This window comes from Desulfofundulus thermosubterraneus DSM 16057 (assembly GCF_900142025.1).
Classification (GTDB): Bacteria; Bacillota; Desulfotomaculia; order Desulfotomaculales; family Desulfovirgulaceae; genus Desulfofundulus; species Desulfofundulus thermosubterraneus.
Map to the genome: position 1 here is coordinate 187,488 of NZ_FQZM01000003.1, position 16,622 is coordinate 204,109.

General features: G+C 59.9%; 16 protein-coding genes. 10 read left to right on the forward strand and 6 right to left on the reverse strand.

Translation table 11 applies throughout. The annotated features are described in order from the left end of the window. Positions 1-14 precede the first annotated feature (14 nt). A complete protein-coding gene (locus BUA65_RS00925) occupies positions 15-1,049 on the forward strand; it encodes an alpha-hydroxy-acid oxidizing protein (protein WP_072866881.1) in 1,035 nt (344 codons plus the stop codon). 94 nt (positions 1,050-1,143) lie between these two features. On the opposite strand, the gene BUA65_RS00930 is transcribed toward BUA65_RS00925, so the two are convergent. Beyond that, complete coding sequence (locus BUA65_RS00930; protein WP_072866882.1) at positions 1,144-1,632, reverse strand: HIT family protein; 489 nt, start codon at positions 1,630-1,632, stop codon at positions 1,144-1,146. Positions 1,633-1,909: 277 nt separating this feature from the next. Between BUA65_RS00930 and BUA65_RS00935 the strand changes: the two genes are divergently transcribed. Together BUA65_RS00935 and BUA65_RS00940 are read left to right on the forward strand one after the other, a co-directional pair. Further along, positions 1,910-4,225 carry a CRISPR-associated endonuclease Cas3'' gene (locus tag BUA65_RS00935; RefSeq protein ID WP_072866883.1) on the forward strand — a complete coding sequence of 772 codons (2,316 nt, stop codon included), beginning with the start codon at positions 1,910-1,912 and terminating at the stop codon, positions 4,223-4,225. A 17-nt stretch (positions 4,226-4,242) separates the two neighbouring features. Then, positions 4,243-5,127: an SDR family oxidoreductase gene (locus BUA65_RS00940; RefSeq protein ID WP_072866884.1), complete on the forward strand. Its 885-nt coding sequence runs from the start codon at positions 4,243-4,245 to the stop codon at positions 5,125-5,127. Between the two features lie 21 nt (positions 5,128-5,148). On the opposite strand, the gene BUA65_RS00945 is transcribed toward BUA65_RS00940, so the two are convergent. From BUA65_RS00945 to BUA65_RS00965, 5 genes are all read right to left on the reverse strand, one after another. Then, on the reverse strand, positions 5,149-7,134 hold the full coding sequence (locus BUA65_RS00945; RefSeq protein WP_084061929.1) for a VWA domain-containing protein: 1,986 nt from the start codon (positions 7,132-7,134) through the stop codon (positions 5,149-5,151). Next, a complete protein-coding gene (locus BUA65_RS00950) occupies positions 7,037-7,366 on the reverse strand; it encodes a hypothetical protein (RefSeq protein WP_072866886.1) in 330 nt (109 codons plus the stop codon). The genes BUA65_RS00945 and BUA65_RS00950 overlap by 98 nt, the downstream gene beginning before the upstream one ends. Beyond that, positions 7,356-9,278, reverse strand: a complete 1,923-nt coding sequence (locus BUA65_RS00955) for a vWA domain-containing protein (RefSeq protein WP_072866887.1) — start codon at positions 9,276-9,278, stop codon at positions 7,356-7,358. Before BUA65_RS00955 ends, BUA65_RS00950 begins: the two co-directional genes overlap by 11 nt. Before the next feature lie 519 nt (positions 9,279-9,797). Continuing rightward, positions 9,798-10,724: a DUF58 domain-containing protein gene (locus tag BUA65_RS00960; RefSeq protein ID WP_072866888.1), complete on the reverse strand. Its 927-nt coding sequence runs from the start codon at positions 10,722-10,724 to the stop codon at positions 9,798-9,800. Between the two features lie 21 nt (positions 10,725-10,745). Then, the gene (locus BUA65_RS00965; protein ID WP_114281436.1) at positions 10,746-11,804 is read right to left on the reverse strand and encodes an AAA family ATPase; all 1,059 of its coding nucleotides are present in this window, start codon (positions 11,802-11,804) and stop codon (positions 10,746-10,748) included. A gap of 340 nt (positions 11,805-12,144) precedes the next feature. Between BUA65_RS00965 and BUA65_RS00970 the strand changes: the two genes are divergently transcribed. The 7 genes from BUA65_RS00970 (at position 12,145) to BUA65_RS00995 (ending at position 16,621) form a co-directional block, all read left to right on the forward strand. Beyond that, complete coding sequence (locus BUA65_RS00970; protein ID WP_131821442.1) at positions 12,145-12,561, forward strand: FG-GAP repeat domain-containing protein; 417 nt, start codon at positions 12,145-12,147, stop codon at positions 12,559-12,561. Next, positions 12,474-13,133, forward strand: a complete 660-nt coding sequence (locus BUA65_RS00975; protein ID WP_131821443.1) for a tetratricopeptide repeat protein — start codon at positions 12,474-12,476, stop codon at positions 13,131-13,133. The genes BUA65_RS00970 and BUA65_RS00975 overlap by 88 nt, the downstream gene beginning before the upstream one ends. Before the next feature lie 93 nt (positions 13,134-13,226). After that, the gene (locus BUA65_RS00980; protein WP_072866891.1) at positions 13,227-14,849 is read left to right on the forward strand and encodes a TolB-like translocation protein; all 1,623 of its coding nucleotides are present in this window, start codon (positions 13,227-13,229) and stop codon (positions 14,847-14,849) included. Then, positions 14,846-15,205 carry a hypothetical protein gene (locus BUA65_RS18025; RefSeq protein WP_131821444.1) on the forward strand — a complete coding sequence of 120 codons (360 nt, stop codon included), beginning with the start codon at positions 14,846-14,848 and terminating at the stop codon, positions 15,203-15,205. The genes BUA65_RS00980 and BUA65_RS18025 overlap by 4 nt, the downstream gene beginning before the upstream one ends. A gap of 237 nt (positions 15,206-15,442) precedes the next feature. Further along, positions 15,443-15,691 carry a ribbon-helix-helix protein, CopG family gene (locus BUA65_RS00985; RefSeq protein WP_072866892.1) on the forward strand — a complete coding sequence of 83 codons (249 nt, stop codon included), beginning with the start codon at positions 15,443-15,445 and terminating at the stop codon, positions 15,689-15,691. Further along, on the forward strand, positions 15,688-16,098 hold the full coding sequence (locus tag BUA65_RS00990; RefSeq protein WP_072866893.1) for a type II toxin-antitoxin system VapC family toxin: 411 nt from the start codon (positions 15,688-15,690) through the stop codon (positions 16,096-16,098). The genes BUA65_RS00985 and BUA65_RS00990 overlap by 4 nt, the downstream gene beginning before the upstream one ends. 73 nt (positions 16,099-16,171) lie before the next feature. After that, positions 16,172-16,621, forward strand: coding sequence for a WD40/YVTN/BNR-like repeat-containing protein (locus tag BUA65_RS00995; protein ID WP_072866894.1), 450 nt, complete (start codon positions 16,172-16,174; stop codon positions 16,619-16,621). Position 16,622: the final 1 nt, after the last annotated feature.

Consider the following 16,622-nt stretch of genomic DNA (forward strand, 5'->3'; position numbering starts at 1 on the left):
GAGGTATTGCTGTTATGAACTGGAAAGAGTTGCGGGAGGCAGCCCGGAAAAAACTGAAAGGGTATTGCCGGGTATGCCCGAGCTGTGATGGTCGTGCCTGTGCCGGGGAAGTCCCGGGTATGGGGGGAACCGGTACGGGAGCATCCTTTATGGCGAATATAGAAGCACTGGCCCGTTACCGCTTAAATTTGCGCACACTTCACGGGGCTAGAAATCCGGATACCAGCCTGACCCTCTTTGGCAAAGAACTGACCACTCCCATTCTTGCCGCCCCCATGACCGGAGTTACCTATAACATGGGGGGTGCCCTTACCGAGCGGGAGTTCATCGGCATGATCATGTCCGGGGCCCGCCAGGCCGGCACCCTGGGCATGTCGGGGGACAGCGGCGACCCGGTATGTTACACCTCCGGGCTGGAAGCCATCGCTGCAGAAGGAGGGCACGGTATCCCGGTGATTAAGCCCCGGGAGCAACAGGCCATCATTGAGCGCATACGCCGGGCGGAAGAAGCCGGTGCCCCGGCAGTAGGTGTGGACGTGGACGGCGCGGGCTTGGTGACCATGGCCCTGTTCGGACAGCCGGTGGGACCCAAGACAGCTGACGAGCTCAGGGAACTGGTCAAGGCCACCCGCCTGCCCTTTATCGTCAAGGGTATTATGACCGTGGATGAAGCTGAACTGGCGGCCGATGCGGGAACGGCGGCCATTGTAGTCTCCAACCATGGCGGGCGCATTCTGGACCATACTCCCGGGGCGGCCGAGGTATTGCCGGCCATTGCCCGGGCCGTAAAAGGCCGGGTGACCATTCTGGCCGACGGCGGCATTCGCTCGGGCGTAGACGTGCTAAAACTTTTGGCCCTGGGAGCAGATGCGGTGCTGGTGGGCCGGCCCCTGGTGGTCGGAGCCTTTGGCGGCGGCGCCGAAGGGGTAAAGTTTGTCCTGGAGAAACTCACCGGTGAGCTGAAACAGGCCATGATTCTCACCGGATGTGCCTCATTAAGCGACATCGACGAAAGAGTGCTCCGTCCCTATCCGGGAATAGAGTGCTAATCGAAAAAGAGTGTGCGCTGGTTCCCGCTCACTGCAGTGCCGCACCTGAACCTCCCTGGAACCAGCGCACCTTCGTCTCCGACAGGTTCACGCGTCAGGCCTTTTCCCCGGCCAGAGCTTCTTTAAGCTTGCGGTAGGTCGTGTCTAGGGCTTCGGAAATAACCCGCACATCCCCCAGGACGGGCATGAAGTTGGTGTCTCCGGCCCAGCGGGGCACCACGTGAATATGGAAGTGGCCCGGCACACCGGCGCCGGCAATCTTGCCCAGGTTGACCCCAATGTTGAAGCCATCGGGGTTAAAGGCCGCCCTCAAAAGGGAAACCACCCGCTGGGTCATTTTGCCCAGCTCCAGCAATTCACCTTCCGTAAGTTCCATCAATTCCCCCACGTGCCTGTTGGGGGCAATCAGCAGGTGCCCGTTGGTATAGGGATAGAGATTGAGCAAAACAAAGGTCTCCTGCCCCCGCAGGAGCACGTAATTGGCCTCATCTTCCGTAGAATGTAACTTCTCACAAAAGATACAACCTTTTTCTTTATGCTTACCGATATATACCGTTCGCCACGGTGCCCAGATCCGCTCCAAGGCCTTGACTCCTCCCCTTCAGTAGAATCTTACCATATCCCCACTTTTCAACTGGCCTGCCTGAAGCACTTGCCTGCCGTTTGCACGCTCTCTCCGGTGAGCCTCGCAAGCCAGAACAGAAAATGGGGATACTTCAGTAGTAGAAATTCTCCCTTTTTGATTATGTAGTTTTTCGGTTTTTCGTTCCTCAATTCCTTCCTGGACTGCAATTCCCCTTGTTTTAATTTATCCCCTGGAGTAATATGTAATAAAAATTTTGATCTTAAGGAGTTCGACCATGCCTGTATCCCTCCTGGCCAAAAAGCGCGCGGGCGTGGATGTATATCAAACCCTCGCAGGCCACACGGAAGATGCTCTGATTGTCTTGTCCCGCTACCTGCGGGAACACCGCCCGGCAGTGCAAAGATTGGTTGACGAGCAGTATCTGCCTTTAACAGATTTTTGCCAGATCCTTTTTTTCGCCCTGTTTTTACACGATATAGGCAAGGCCACCCGGGAATTTCAAGAACGGCTGGTCAAAGAAGAACTGAGCCGGGAGCTTTCCCATACCTTTTTCAGCCTGCCCCTGGTGGAAACGGATCTGCCGCAGGAGTACAATCTCCTGGTAAGGATACTGGTACTTACCCACCACACCCAGCCTTTCGACCACCTTTATTACAGCTTTGAACTGCTTCCCCGTGTAAACTACTTGACTGAGCAGATAAAAGATTACCTGCAAAGCTACCAGGACCTGCATACTCGTCACTTTAAGGATATCTTTCCCCTTTCCGCCCGGCCGGTTTTCCGCCCTCCTGCTTACATCGCCGAAACCGGCTTAAGAGAAAGGTTGCAGGGGGAAGTAGCCCGGCTTCAGCAAGGGGTAAGCCTGTGGGGCAATGCCACGCGAACCAAAGCCCTGTATTGTTTTGCCATTACCCTTTTAAAGTATTGTGACAGCCAGGCCAGCCGGGCTTTTCACCAGGCCGCCCTGACCGGCGGAACGGTTTGCGGGTCGCTATTAAGGAACGTGGTTAATGCACACGACAGGAGTTCAGGACCTTATCACCTTGAGTCAGCCTTCGACCGCCTGGCCCTTAACCGGTTGCCTTTTGCCGCTGCGACGGTTAAAACAGCCGGTGCGGCGGCCCGTGGTGGCAGGTTTGTACTGCTCCTGGCACCCCCCGGCTCAGGAAGAATAACGCTGGCCCTGGCCCGGGCCGTGTCCCTGGGCCGGGAAAGATGCCGGGAAAAACTGGTATGGATCTGCCCCGGACAAATCGCCTCCGGCTTTACCCGCCACCAGCTAACCCGTTTCTGGGGCGCGGAACAGGTGGCCCTGGTGCATGCTACGAGCTACTACGGGAATGACCCTTACCTCTGGGGGGTGCCGCCGCAAAACAATTACGGCCGCCCTAACGGTACGGCCACTAATTCCTTGGAAAGCATTTTTGCCTGCCCGGTAACGGTAGCCACCCTGGACCATCTGGTTTTCTCCCTCGTCCACGGTTTACGGCAGGCCGATTATATCCTGGGTAACCTGATGAAGGCGGTGGTGGTCCTGGACGGGCTGCCGGAACCGGGGAACCCGGCCTTTCATTATACCCTGGACGCCCTGGCCCTGCTGCGGAAAATGAAGGTCCCCCATATAATTCTAGACACGGTACTGGCTCCGGCATTAAAAAAATACCTGGCGGATGCGGGTTATGCGGTGGAAGATCACGTTGCCGGGCACAACAATCCTCTCTTTGAGTTGATCCGCTGCCAGGGCAAACAGCCGGAACTGATCCGGGAATACTACCGCCTGGGTCTCAGGCAGGTGGTTTATACCCCGTCCGCCCGGGAGGCAACGCAAATCGCCCGCAAGCTCAAATCCGCCCTGCCTGAATGCCCGGTTGTGCTTTATCACTCCCTGTTCACCCACGGGGACCGGGAAAGGCTGGAAAGAGAAATACTGTTATTGGAAAGACAGCCTGGCCCCTGGATAGTAATAATTGGTCGAGACGTAGATCCCACGGAACCACCCGGTTGCGATGTGGTGCACACGGGCGGCCTGGGACCCACCGGGCTGTTACGGCTCAGCTACCCCCTCTGGCGCAGGGACCCTGGTCCGCAATATCTCGAGGATAGGAACAACGGCCACCGTGGGCCGGGGGTACTGGTGCTTCACTCTTCCTCTAGTAGAAATGAACCAGAAAGCCATAGCTTTAACCCGGCTCTCACTCAACCCCTTCCCGTCACTCCGGGCTACCTGGAAGCCATCCTGGAAGAGGAATATTCGCGGAATAAACACATTCCCACCAATCTGGAGGAAATATTCCGCGCCTGTACACTATTCGGCTATTCACCCCGGGAGGTGCGCTACGCCGCATCCCCCCTGGTAAACCTGTGGCAACCCCGGGAGCGGTTAATAGACGTAATCCCGGCTGAATTGTGGCAGGAGGAACTTCTTGCCATACCGGCTGCCATAGGGGAGCGTAAAATGAAGGTACCCGCAGAATGGTACTCCCGCCATCCCCAATTATTTTCTACCCTGGACAGCCCCCGGGAGAAGATCATCCTTTGCCACCTTGCATATGACCAGGAACGCGGGCTGGAATTGCCGGAAAACGGATGATCACGGAGGTGCAGCATATGATTCTGGTTACCGGAGCTACCGGGCTGGTGGGCCGGCACATAGTCCCGGCACTGTTGCAGGCAGGTCACCGGGTGCGTTGCCTGGTGAGGGACAGGGAAAAGGCCCGCTCCCTGCTGGGTAACGAGCCCGAGTTCTACACTGGAGATGTTACCGGCCCGGTTTCCCTGGATGAAGCCTGCCGCGGCGCTGAGGCAATTGTCCATTTGGTGGCGGTAATCCGGGAAAAGGGACCGGTTACCTTTGAGAGCATCAACGTCCAGGGCACGCGCAACATGGTTGCCGCCGCCGAAAGAGCCGGCTGCCGGCGGTTCGTCCATATGAGTGCCCTGGGTGTGCGCCCGGACCCGGCCTACCGCTACGCCTATTCCAAGTGGTTGGGTGAAGAAGCCGTGCGCCAGAGCAGCCTGGCCTGGACCATCTTCCGTCCTTCAGTGCTCTACGGCCGGGGTTTCGGCTTTTTTGACCGCATGGACCAGTCCTTAAGGATGAGCCCTCCACCCTTTGCTCCGGTCCCCGCTGCATCCTCCCGCTTTCAACCCCTGGCTGCCGAAGATCTGGCTTGCTGCGTCGTCCTTGCTCTAAACAACCCGGCGTCTATAGGACAAACCTATGAAATCGGGGGGCCGGAGCACCTAACCTACGGCCAGATGCTGGATACCTGGCTGGTCAGCCAGGGCCGGCGGCGGGTCAAACTGCCCGTCCCCCTGACCCTGATGCGCCTTGTGGTCCCGGTAATGGAGCGCCTGCTGCCCGATCCGCCGGTAACTTCCGTGGAGTTAAAGCAAATGGAGCTGGACAATGTGACCGGCCTGGATGCAGTAGAAAAACATTTCGGGTTTAAACCCAGGACCCTGGCGCAGGGGCTGGCGGAGCTGAAATAGCCAATCTATTTCTCACCCAACCTACTTTTTTCTCCGGCGTTTGGCGGCCAGGAGCCTGGCGGCGGTGTCTTGTGGTGAACCTGGTTGGCCGGAAGACATCGCTCCCTCGTCTTGCGCTGCCAGGCCATCCAACTCCGGCCGCTGGCCGGAATCGCCCCGCATTCGAATATCCGGCGGGACACGTCCGGCACCCCGGCTGGCCCCTGCTACAGCACCACTTCCTTGTTCTTGAGACAAACCGGTTTGGTTCCCACCGCCTGCCCTGCCTGCCACCGGGTGTGTCCCTGCCGCTTCACTTCCTGCCTTTCCGCCACCGTTTGTTTGACTACCGGTAACCGCGTTATCCCCCCGCCTGCCGGGCCGGAAACCAAGCTTTTCTACGGTAGCCAGGGTGCGGCCGGTCCAGGCGGGAGCAGGTTCTGCTGCGTCCCCGCCACACCGGGTCAGCCGCTGCCATGCCGTTGACCAGGCCCGGCGCAAGGCCGCCCGTTCCTCGGCACCGATGACCAGACGGCGGCCGGCCACGTCCAGCAACCAGAGCACGGCAGCCAGGGCCAGCAGCGGGGAGGAGAGATCCCGGCCGGCCCGTACCGGGGGTAGGTCGGGGGCAAAGGCCTCGACCGGGGAGGCCAGCACCCTTCCGCCGCCGGCCCGGGCAATTTCCTCCAGCCGGCCCAGATCCACCCCCGTCTCCCGGTATTCGGTCGGATAGGATACCACCAGGCCCGTTTGAGCTACCAGCGCAGGGCTGCCGCCATTTGTGGCAGTAATGCTCACCAGGTACGCACCGGGACCGGAAACCGTTGTTTGCCCCGTATACCTCCCGGGACCGGCAGGATGTAAATCGAAGGTTCTGGTCTCCCCATCAGGCCCGGTCAATACAGCTGTAAACTGGCGCACCATTTGCCAGTGCCCGGGATCATCCATGGTAACGCGGACAACAGAACCACCCGGGGCACCGGCCTGCGGGGTACCTCCGGCAGCTGCCGCAGGCTCTTCGCCTTGTATAGCCGCCGCTGCTTCCGCCCCACCAACCACTTCCGCCTGCACCTGCACCGGACTGGTATCCACCGCCGGCAGGATCCACGACAGGACATTCCCCCAGAGCCTGGGGAAAACCTGACTTTGAGCCCAGGCCGCGCTCCAGCGGCCGGCTGCGTCGGGAGTCCAGGCCACGGCCCGCCCCAACCCGTACTGCCAGGCCGCCAGCACCGGATCTCCCCGGTGGGAAACGAGCACCGTTTCCGCCCGGTCTTTGGCCGTGACGGTAATGTAACCTTCCAGGGCGGGAACTTTTTCCAAACCCTGGAGCAGGGGGCTGGCTGCGGCGGCCCGGGGAAAGAAACGTTCGTTTACAGCAAAACTGCGGGTGGCCATAACCGTTTCCCTGGTAAATATGGCCGGAATGGTTTCGGCATCGGCAGTGGCGTAAAAACGCCCCCGGCCCAGTTCGGCCAGAGCCTTTAACATCCCGGCGTCTGCCCCGGGGCCCACGGCCACACAGGTGAGGGTTATGCCCTTTTCCCGCATCGCCCTTGTCAGTTCCTGATAAGACCCCCCGCTGGCCGAGATGCCGTCTGTCAACAGGATGATGTGCTTGACCCGGGTCGGGGCATCCTTTAAAGCCTCGTAAGCGCTGGCCAAAGCCGGAAAGATTTCCGTCCCTCCGCCGGCATAAATGCGCCCTATTTCCTGGCGCAGCCGCTCCCTGTCATCCGCCGGCGTCAGGGGCACTACCAGCCAGGGCTGGCTGTCAAAGGCAATTACCCCCACCCGGTCCTTTTTAGTCAGGATGGAAATGCTGCGCGCAGCCGCCTCCCTGGCCAGGCTCATTTTATCCGCCCCGCCGGCTGCCCCGCTCATGCTGCCCGATTTATCAATGACCAGCATCAGTCCCAGGGAAGGCATTTCACCCCGGCCGGAAATGCGCATTTCCACGGGCAGCGCCCGTTCCACCGGGGTACCGGCGTAACCACCGGGACCATAGGAGTCGGGCCCGCCCACCATAACCAGGCCGCCACCGCCGCTGCACCGGCATAACCAGGTGCGGCCCCGCCAGCACGGCCACAAGGAGGATCAGGATGGCAAAACGAAAAGCGACCCGGAAAATTTCCCGCCGCCAGGGCCCCCGTCCGGCCAGCCGGGCCATCTGCAGCCAGGGCAGGCGCAGGTACCAGGCGGCGGCCAGGATCACCGGCAGGGCCAGCCACCATAAAGGCTCGGTAAAACTAACGCCCACGGCTGGCCACCCCCCATTCCACCAGTACCGCAGCCAGGGCCAGGGCACTCAAAAGGCCGGCCAGGGATTGGGGCCGGGGTCGCGGGGCGGTGGAGGTTACTTCCTCCCCCTGCCGGGAACGGGGGTCCCGCACGCGCAGATCGGATTCCCGGGCATGGTATCCGTTTACGGCCACCAGGCGGCTGATCTGGTTACCGGGATAATCCCCATCCCCGCAACTTTCCACGATGCGGTACAGGCCCGGCGCAGAGGGAATCCAGGGGGCAGGTGGGAAGGGCGGGGCAAGCACCACCGGAACACCAGGCTTACCATCATCTAAATTGTTCTCATTGGGAACACTGGAAAGGGATGCTCCCCGCAAAAAAACGGCTTCCGGTGAAACCGGCTCCACCTCTATCTTCCGGGCCAGGGGCAAAGCGGCCACATTTACCTCCTGACCCGGGTAAACCTGTGCCGGCAACTCCAGGTCAGGGGGCGCCAGCCAGGAGATGGCGTTGTGCAGGAGCACGGGAAAGGCCGGGCGCAGGGGTAGATCGGATTCGTGCAGATCAAACCCCCAGGCAACCAGGCGTTTTCCCTGCCGCTGGCCGTGGGCCATCACCGTTTTCCCGGCAGCATTTACGTCGGCAGTCCAGCCGCTGCCGGTTTCCAGGGCGCGGGCAGAAGCAATATGTACCTGGGACAAATCTACATAGCGGAGCATGATACTTCCTTCCGTCCCGGCCAGGGCCGGAGGATGAAACCTGCCCCCTATTTTTAATCCGGCAACCTCCCCTGCCGGGGGGTTTACGAAAAGCGCCGCCCCCGGCGGTAGGGGAGAAATAAGGCCGTCCAGCACGGTAATCTCGTAGTTATAAGCTCCGCCCAAAAGGGATGTGTACTCTTGAGGAGTGCATTTATATACCTCAACGCCCGGCAATACGCCCAGCGCCCGTTCCAGGAAGATGTTCCCCTGGCTGACCAGCAGAACCCGCACGCGGTGTTTGTTTTCGGGCACCGCCCAGGCCTGGTTGTCCAGGGCCAGGTGATCCATCCCGACATCATCTACAGCCAGGCGCGCCGCCACCGGCACCCCGGCAGGCAAATGGGGCCACAGGAGGTGGGTACTTTCTCCCGGCTCCAGACGCCATTTCCGGGCCTGCATTTCCTGGCGGCCGGCACTAAGGTAAACCCGGCCGGAAGCCGCCCGCCTGCCATGGTTAACAACCGTTACCTGGGCCGCCTGGCCCTCTCCGGCCGGGCGCAACTGCAAACCGGCCAGGGCCACATTGGCCGCCTCATCCTTGCCCACGGTGACCAGTTCCAGATCCCCGGCATTGTCCACTGGAGCCAGGCCGCCGTCACTCACCAGGACTATCCGGGGCCGGTCCTGCTGGCGGCCCAGTGCCCGGGCCAGGGAAAGGGCCGGCCCCAGCTCCCCCGGATAACATGACGGCTTGAGCCCCTGCAGCGCCCGGTGCACCTGCCGGGAATCGGCAGCCTCACGCACTACCACCCGGGGCTGCTGGTCAAAGGCAATGACCGTCATGGCAGCCCCCTTCTCCAGGCCATTGGCCATGGCCTCCACTTCCCGCAATGCCCGGGAAAAGCGGGTCTGCCCTAAATCGGTAGCGTTCATACTGGCCGAGGCATCAAGAAGTATTATGACGCTTTTGGAAGGGGAACCCCGGTACCACACCGGCGCTGCAGCTCCCAGGGTCAGGGATGCGGCCACCAGCAACTGCAACCATAATAACAACCGGGGTTTCAGCCGCTGCCAGGGGCGGCTGGCCTCCATACTGGATGGCGCGGCCTGCCAGAAAAGGGTGCTGGGAACAATCATTTCCCGGCGCCGGGGCCGCAATATGTACAGGGCCACTATGGCCGGCAAAGTCAGGCCGAGCCACAGGAAGAGGGGGTGAAAAAAGCTCAAACAAATCGCCTCCGGTTTTAACCGTCTGCAGAATATCCCGGATAACCCAAAAGCTCCGGCAGGGAGTAGATAAACATGTCCGATCCGCCAACCAAAGTTAGTACATTGCTTGCTACGGCAGGCATTCCCTACTGCTTGATTTTATAGAAAATTGCCTCTGAAAACCTACGGCCTTGTGCCGTAGGATGAAAGAGGCATCGCCGGTAGGGCGATAAATACTTCACAAACATCTGTTTCCGTGGTATGATATTCCTGTGATCTTTGACAATCAGTATGGGGTTGCAGCGGGTCAATGGGCCGCTACGTAAAACTGATTCCCGAAAGAGACTGGTGCTTTGAAGTAAGCACGTATCTACGTAGCCAAATGGCGAAGTAGTAGACGCCCATGGACCGGGCCTTCCCGGCAAATGCCGGGATGTAGCTCACGAGGAAAGCGTAAGACCTGCGCTTTAGCAGGCAGCATTCCGATGACATGAGAAACCTTCGGGACGAAGCCCCCGGGCTTGTCCCGGGGGAGGTTCACCGCGGGTGCAATACCCCTGCCCGGGGCAAGGTAATGAAGAAGGTGCTGCCCGGCCTCTCACCGCTGTCCACCATCACCCGCCGGGCTCCCCAGCGCCGGCACAGGTCGTCCAGTTGCTCCATAAAGTTTTTCAGGCGCCGCCGGTAAGCCAGGAGCAACGCGGGGGTTACGGATACCTCCACCCGGGCCCCGCTCTCGGCATCTACCAGCGCCCATTCCCCTTCCAAACCTGGCTGCTGCTCCTGGGGAGCCATGATATGCAGGAGCGTCGTTTCCAAACCGTAACCCGCGGCCAGGCGCAGGGTTTTTTCCACCTTCTCCAGATCCAGCAGGTCGGAAAAGACGTACAGGCTGCCCGTACGGGGTGCCATGGCTAAAGCGGCACGCAGGTCCCCGGCCAGGTCGGAAACGCCTCCAAAAGTCAATCCCTCCAGAAACTGCAGCAGGCGAAAAATACTCCCCCGCCCTCCCAGAGGGGCTAAGAGGGCCGTTTGGCTCCCACCGGCCGCGGCGGCCAAACGGTCATTGCCCGCCAGGGTGCATACCCCTAGCCCGGCGGCCACCCGCAGGGCGCAACGCCCTTTGTGGGCCTCCCCGCCGTAATCCATGGAGGCGCTGGTATCCACCAGTAACAGGACGCAGTCCTGCCGCTCATCAAGAAACTCCTTAACATATAACCGCCCCAACCGGGCATAAGCCTTCCAGTCCACCCGGCGGGGTTCGTCTCCGGGCGTATACTGGCGGTAGTCGGCAAATTCCACCGCACCCCCCTTACGGCGGGAACGCCGGCTCCCGCCGGGTTCACCGCCAACGGGGTGGTAACGCACCAGGCGGTAGCCTTCCAGGCGGGCCGCCAGGCCGGGCTCTAGCAAGTACCTGCCGGGAGCCGGGTCAGGGTTCTGAATAGGATTTTGGAATTTCATAAATCCTCCGCCATTATAACGTCATGATATCGCCGGCACCGTAGCCAGTATCTCGACAACCAGGTCATCGGCCGTAACTCCTTCCGCGGCCGCTTCGAAGCCCAGGATCAGGCGGTGGCGCAGGGCGGCCGGTGCCACCCGCTGTACATCCCGGTAAACCACCTGGGGGCGGCCGTCCCGCAGGGCCTCGGCCCGGGCTCCCAGGATCAAGGCCTGCAACCCCCGGGGACTGGAACCGTACCGGATAAAACGGCGCACCCGCTCGGGGGCGTGGGGGTTTTCGGGTTGGGTTGCCAGCACCAGTCGCACCGCGTAGTTCATTATGTCTTCAACCACCACCACGTGCCGTACCAGCCCCAGCCACTCCAGGAGCTCGTGGGGCTCAAGCAGCGCCGGTACCAGGGGCTCCACGGCACCGGTGGTCCGGGCGGCAATGACCGCCAGCTCTTCGGCCGTGGGGTAGGGTACGTTAACTTTAAATAAAAACCGGTCCAGCTGGGCTTCAGGGAGGGGATAGGTACCCTCCATCTCCAGCGGGTTCTGGGTGGCCAGTACAAAAAACGGGTTGGGTAAGGGGTAGCTGGTACCCCCCACGGTTACCGTGCGTTCCTGCATGGCTTCCAGTAACGCGCTCTGGGTTTTGGGAGTGGCCCGGTTGATTTCATCGGCCAGTACAATATTGGCGAAGACCGGACCGGGCACAAAACGGAAAGGCCCGCCGCTACCCCGTTCCTCGAAGACCACGGTGCCGGTGATGTCTGCCGGCATCAGGTCCGGCGTAAACTGGATGCGCCGGAAGGTAAGGCCCATTACCTGGCCGATGGTGCGCACCAGCACCGTTTTGCCCAGGCCCGGTATGCCTTCCAGGAGCACGTGCCCCCCGGCTAAAAGGGCAATCAATACCTGGTGGACCACCTCTTGCTGCCCCACAATCACCCGCCCGATGGCTTCCTGCACTTCACCCAGCCGGCGGGTAACCTCATGTAAACGGCGGGTAATCTCCGCGCCTTCCGGTGCCAGAAGGCCAGCTCCCCATGTACCTGCCGGTCCATACTCGCTGTCTTTACCGGTTACCACCATAAAATCATCCTTTGCTTTGAGTAGATTGCTTCCTTAACTTATATGACGACGGGCAGGCCCATTTGGTTCCCACGAGGGGGGATATTTTTGTTACACAATGAGTGCTGGGTCAATATCGCTCGCCTCGTGCAAAACGGTGGCCATTTCTTCATCCTCTGTTGAAAAAAGTAGGACAAAAAGCCTCCCGTTTGGGGAACTTTTTGTAGGGTCAATTCGTCCTGAAACAAGCGCCAACGCTGCCGCCGAAAGAAAGGCAGGTAATCAGAACGAGCTGCGAAAGATTGTGCAGACCTTCTTACCTGCCGGCGCACACCTTTTAGCCCCGGAACCGGCAGGGGAGGTGGCCCAAAGCACCCGGGAATTAATTCAAACCGGCGACTTAAACCATGACGGGCAACCGGAAATTATTGCCGGTTACCGCACGAGCCAGGGCAGTGCCGGCGTCCTAATTTTAACTGGGATTAAACAGGGTCAATGGAGGAAGTTGTGGCAGGAGGAAGGCGGATATAGTTTGGAACGGCTGCAACTGACCGACATTACCGGCGACGGGCGGGATGAATTGCTTATCGGCTGGGCCATCGGCGCCTCGGCGGGCAATGGCCTGGACATCCTGGCCTGGCAGGATGGAAACCTGAAAAAATTGCCGGCACAGGTTACCACCGCCTGGAAGTGGAGGACCTGGCCGGTGAAAAAGGTAAAGACGGCCGGCAGGAACTGGCCGTCTGGGTCAAGGACACCGGTGACGCCATGGCCGTAGATGTACTGCGCTGGGATGGGAAAAATTTGATCTCCGCTGAAGACGTTTACCTCGCCTATTTCCCAAGGGTGGTGGAGTACTACCGGAAAAGGGTGCGGGAACACCCGCAGGCCAGCTTTTACTGGTACTACCTGGCGGACGCCCTGGTCAAGGTGAGGGAATACCGGCAGGCCTTGGAAGCAGCCGAAAAAGGGATGGCTGCAGACAAGGTAATCTACCCTTCTATATATGGTTTTCAACTGATTAAAGCGCGGGCGTTAACCGGCCTCGAACGCTATCATGAGGCCGTCGCCATCTACCAGGACATCATCGCCGCAGGGGAGAAAAAGCTTCCCTACCCACAAAAACCCGCCAGTATGGGTTCTGCTATCCGAAGTCTTTTAACCGCCGATCTTTCCCCCCGCATGATGGGCGAAGCCTGTTACGAAGCAGGTGAGATCTACGCCAGGTTGGGACAGAACCAAAGGGCCGTTGAATACTTCCAGAAAGCCTTGATTTACCTGCCCGGTTGGGACAAACCCCGGAAAGCCCTGGAAGACCTCAAATTAATCAAAAAATTAATTTCAGCCTAAAGTCTTCTTTCCCTAAACAAAATCTTTCTTGAAGCCGTCAAATAGATAATGATATAAGTTATAGAGGATTACCAGACAAAGGAGATGACCGGGGTGGCTGTTAAAAAGGCTTACAAGCATTTAGCCGCCTGCCTGCTCCTGGGGGCGGCGCTGGTGATCGGGGCGGCGGGCTGCGGACCGAAGGCGGGGCCGGGGCAGGCGCCGCCGGCGCAACAGGAGCAGCGAGGGCAGCCGCCGGTGCAGCCGCCCCGGCCGCTGCCGGAAAAGACAGCGGAAATTCTCGGGATAAAAGTAACCACCGGCGGCGGTACGGTCAGGGGCGGTGCGATCCACCTGGCTTCCTTCGACATGGGGCAGGGAACGATTGATTATACGCCGGCCGCGGCCATGTTTTCGCCGGACGGCCGGTGGATTGCCTTTCAGGGCAGGCAGGAACAGCCGGGCGGCCGGACGGCCGGACTGTGGGTGATGGCCCTGGACGGCTCCGGGGGAAGGCTCCTGGCCCGGAGCGGGGAAAACGAATTGACCGGCGGTACGCTGGTTCTGCAACTGCTGGGCTGGACCAGGGACAACCAGGTGGTCTTCGCCCGCCAGGGAACCCAGCCCGACGGAGCCCACCAGGGGCAGCGGGGGATTTCTATACGGGCGACCGCGCCAGATCAAGGCGAGGCCCGGGAGATAGCCTGGCTCCCCGTGCCGGAGGGCATGGTGCGCCAGGTGCAGTTGCTCCCCGGCATTGATGGCGTTTTTGTGCAGGCTTCCCGCGCCCTGTGGCGGGTGGATGTTGCCGACGGCAAAAAAACGCTTTTAAAGGATAATATCCCTTCCTACGACGGCTTTTTCTATCCCCGGCTTTCCCCCGCCGGCGACAGCTGCGTTTACGAACTGTGGGAGCCGGACCAAAAAGGGATTTTCCTCTTGAGCCTGGAAAGCGGCCGGGAAAAAGCCCTGGCGCTAAACGGCGAGAACTGGAACTTCCTTCCCCGGTATTCCCCGGACGGCAGTCACCTGGCCTATTACGCGGCGTCGTTGAAGCCCGGTCAAAAGGCCGGCCGGTCCGCCAGCGACTACCACGTCGTGCCTTTAGAAGACGGCCCCGCGCCAGTGGCGGAAGCAGTGGAAATAGTTACCCCGGACGGTCAAAAGGTTGCCCGTATAACTGTCCCCGGAGCGAAGGTGGCGAATTTCCGCTGGGGGGCGGACGGCAATCACCTTGCTTTTGCCGCGGGGAAAGTCAAGGGCAGCCCCGCCGGCCGGGCCGGAACATGGGACACGGCCGCGATGGAATGGCAGTCCCTGTGGGTGGCCGACCTCCAGGGGAAAATGACGAAAGTGGCCGATTTACCCCCCGACGCCACCCATATTATGCCCTTGAACGTCAGCCGGAACGGCAAGCAGGTGCATTACACGGTGAGCAGGCAGGATAAATGCTCCCTGTGGGTGGTCCGGGAAGGGGAAAAACCGGTCGAAGTCGCTCCCGTCGTTGATTTCTGGGATGACATCTTCCCCGCGCCCGGCTGCGCGGACGGTTTCTTCCTCGCCCGGGGTGAAGGCGGCGGCGAGGAGATTTTCCGGGTGCAGGGCGACCGGGCAACGCAAATCACCGCCGACGGCGGCCAGAAGTTAGTCCTCGGAGTAAACGGCAGGCGGCTGGCCTATATCCGGAACGAACGGTCCGGCGAAGAGGGCAGGCTGGTGGTATTATCCTGCGAATGAGACAGCGAACAGGCCCGCAAATCATCACCGACGCCATGATTATAACCGAACCATTAGATAGTTTAGATCTTCACGGCGGTTCCGTAGACCAGGATTTCGGCGGCGCCGGCGGTGACCGTGGAGGCAAATGCGTATTGAAAGGAGCAGTGGGCGGGGGAGCGGCAGTGGTACAACTGGCTCGGCTATATCAACGCCACCGCCTTCGGCCGGACGCCGGCGGAGATGGCTGCCTTTGCCCGGGAAATGATCAACTAAGTGCTGGCTTCCGGGGATGCCCGCATCCCGGCAGGCGGCGCAACTCCGGAGTTTCGGGAAGAGAGGTGATAAGCACCCGAACGCTGGGCGAACTGATTTAAGTCAACGGATGTTTGCTTAAAAATGGCCCTGGAGATGAACTTAACCGTCGAACCTTTGCAGCAAGTCATGCGCGTGGGTAACGAAAGTCTCCAGTCCCTGGGTGGAAAGTTTTAAAATCAGCTGCCCGCTGGCGATCGCCTTGAACCAAACGATCAAGGCTACCCCAAAGAAAATCATTGACGCCGGGCCGGCATAATGTTATCATAAATGCAATCATGCTGTTGGGAGTGATAAAAATGTTGCGAACCCAGATTCAGCTTACCGAGCAGCAGGTTGCCGCTTTGAAGGCCCGGGCGGCCGCTGAAGGGGTTTCTCTGGCCGAGTTAATCCGCCGGTGCATCGATCAAGCGCTTGCTTCTTCAGTGGGTCCGGAGCCAACAGAACGAATCCGGCGCGCTGCCGCTATTGCCGGTCGTTTCCGCTCCGGTACGGGAGATCTGGCGATTAACCACGACAAATACCTGGTGGAGGCTCTTGATAAATGAGTGTTTACGTGGATACCTCGGCTTTTCTGGCCGTTTTGGACGCCGACGACGAAAACCACGAAGCGGCAAAAAAAGTATGGACCGATCTGCTGGAGTCCCGCGAGGTTATTGTCTGCAACAGTTACGTGCTGGTGGAGACCTATGCCCTGGTGCAGCACCGGTTAGGCATGGCGGCAGTGAGGGCTTTTCATGAAGACGTTTTTCCCGTCCTGCAGTTGGAATGGATCGATGATTACCTTCACCGGCAGGCCGCCAACGCCCTGCTCACCGCCAACCGGAGAAATTTGAGCCTGGTTGATTGCGCCAGCTTTACCACCATGCGGCGTCTGGGAATCAAAAAAGCTTTTGCTTTCGATAAACATTTTTCCGAGCAGGGATTTATATGCATACCGGCGGCTTTAACCTGATTAACCTCGCGTATACCCATATTGACTAAAATATAGCGCTTGGGAGAAGCAGTCTCCGGCCACTATTTTCTACGTGACCCACGACGGCGGAGAGAGCTGGAACCCCACGGCCCCCCTCGCGCCGGAAGGAAATAAAGGGCTGGTCAGGAACTTCGCCGACGCCCGGCACGGCTTCGCCACTAACGGCGACCGGCTCTACCGGACCACTGACGGCGGCCGGAACTGGGCAAAGATTACCCCTTACCCGGACCTGGTGGGCGTGCGGCAACTGACGTTTGTCAACGGCAAAACGGGCTGGGCGCTAGTTTCCGAGGCCGGAAGCACCAAGACCCGCCTGCTCAAGACGGCCGACGGCGGCTCCACCCGGAAGCCCGTTACTCCCGGGCTTGCATCAAAGGAATTTACCAGAACAGGGGAAGTCAAGGGCGAATTGGAACAACTTTATAAGAACCCGGGAAGCGTTTCCCGAAGAATTGCGGCGTTTAAGCGGGATTCCCAGTCACTCTTCTCAATTGCTTGTTAGA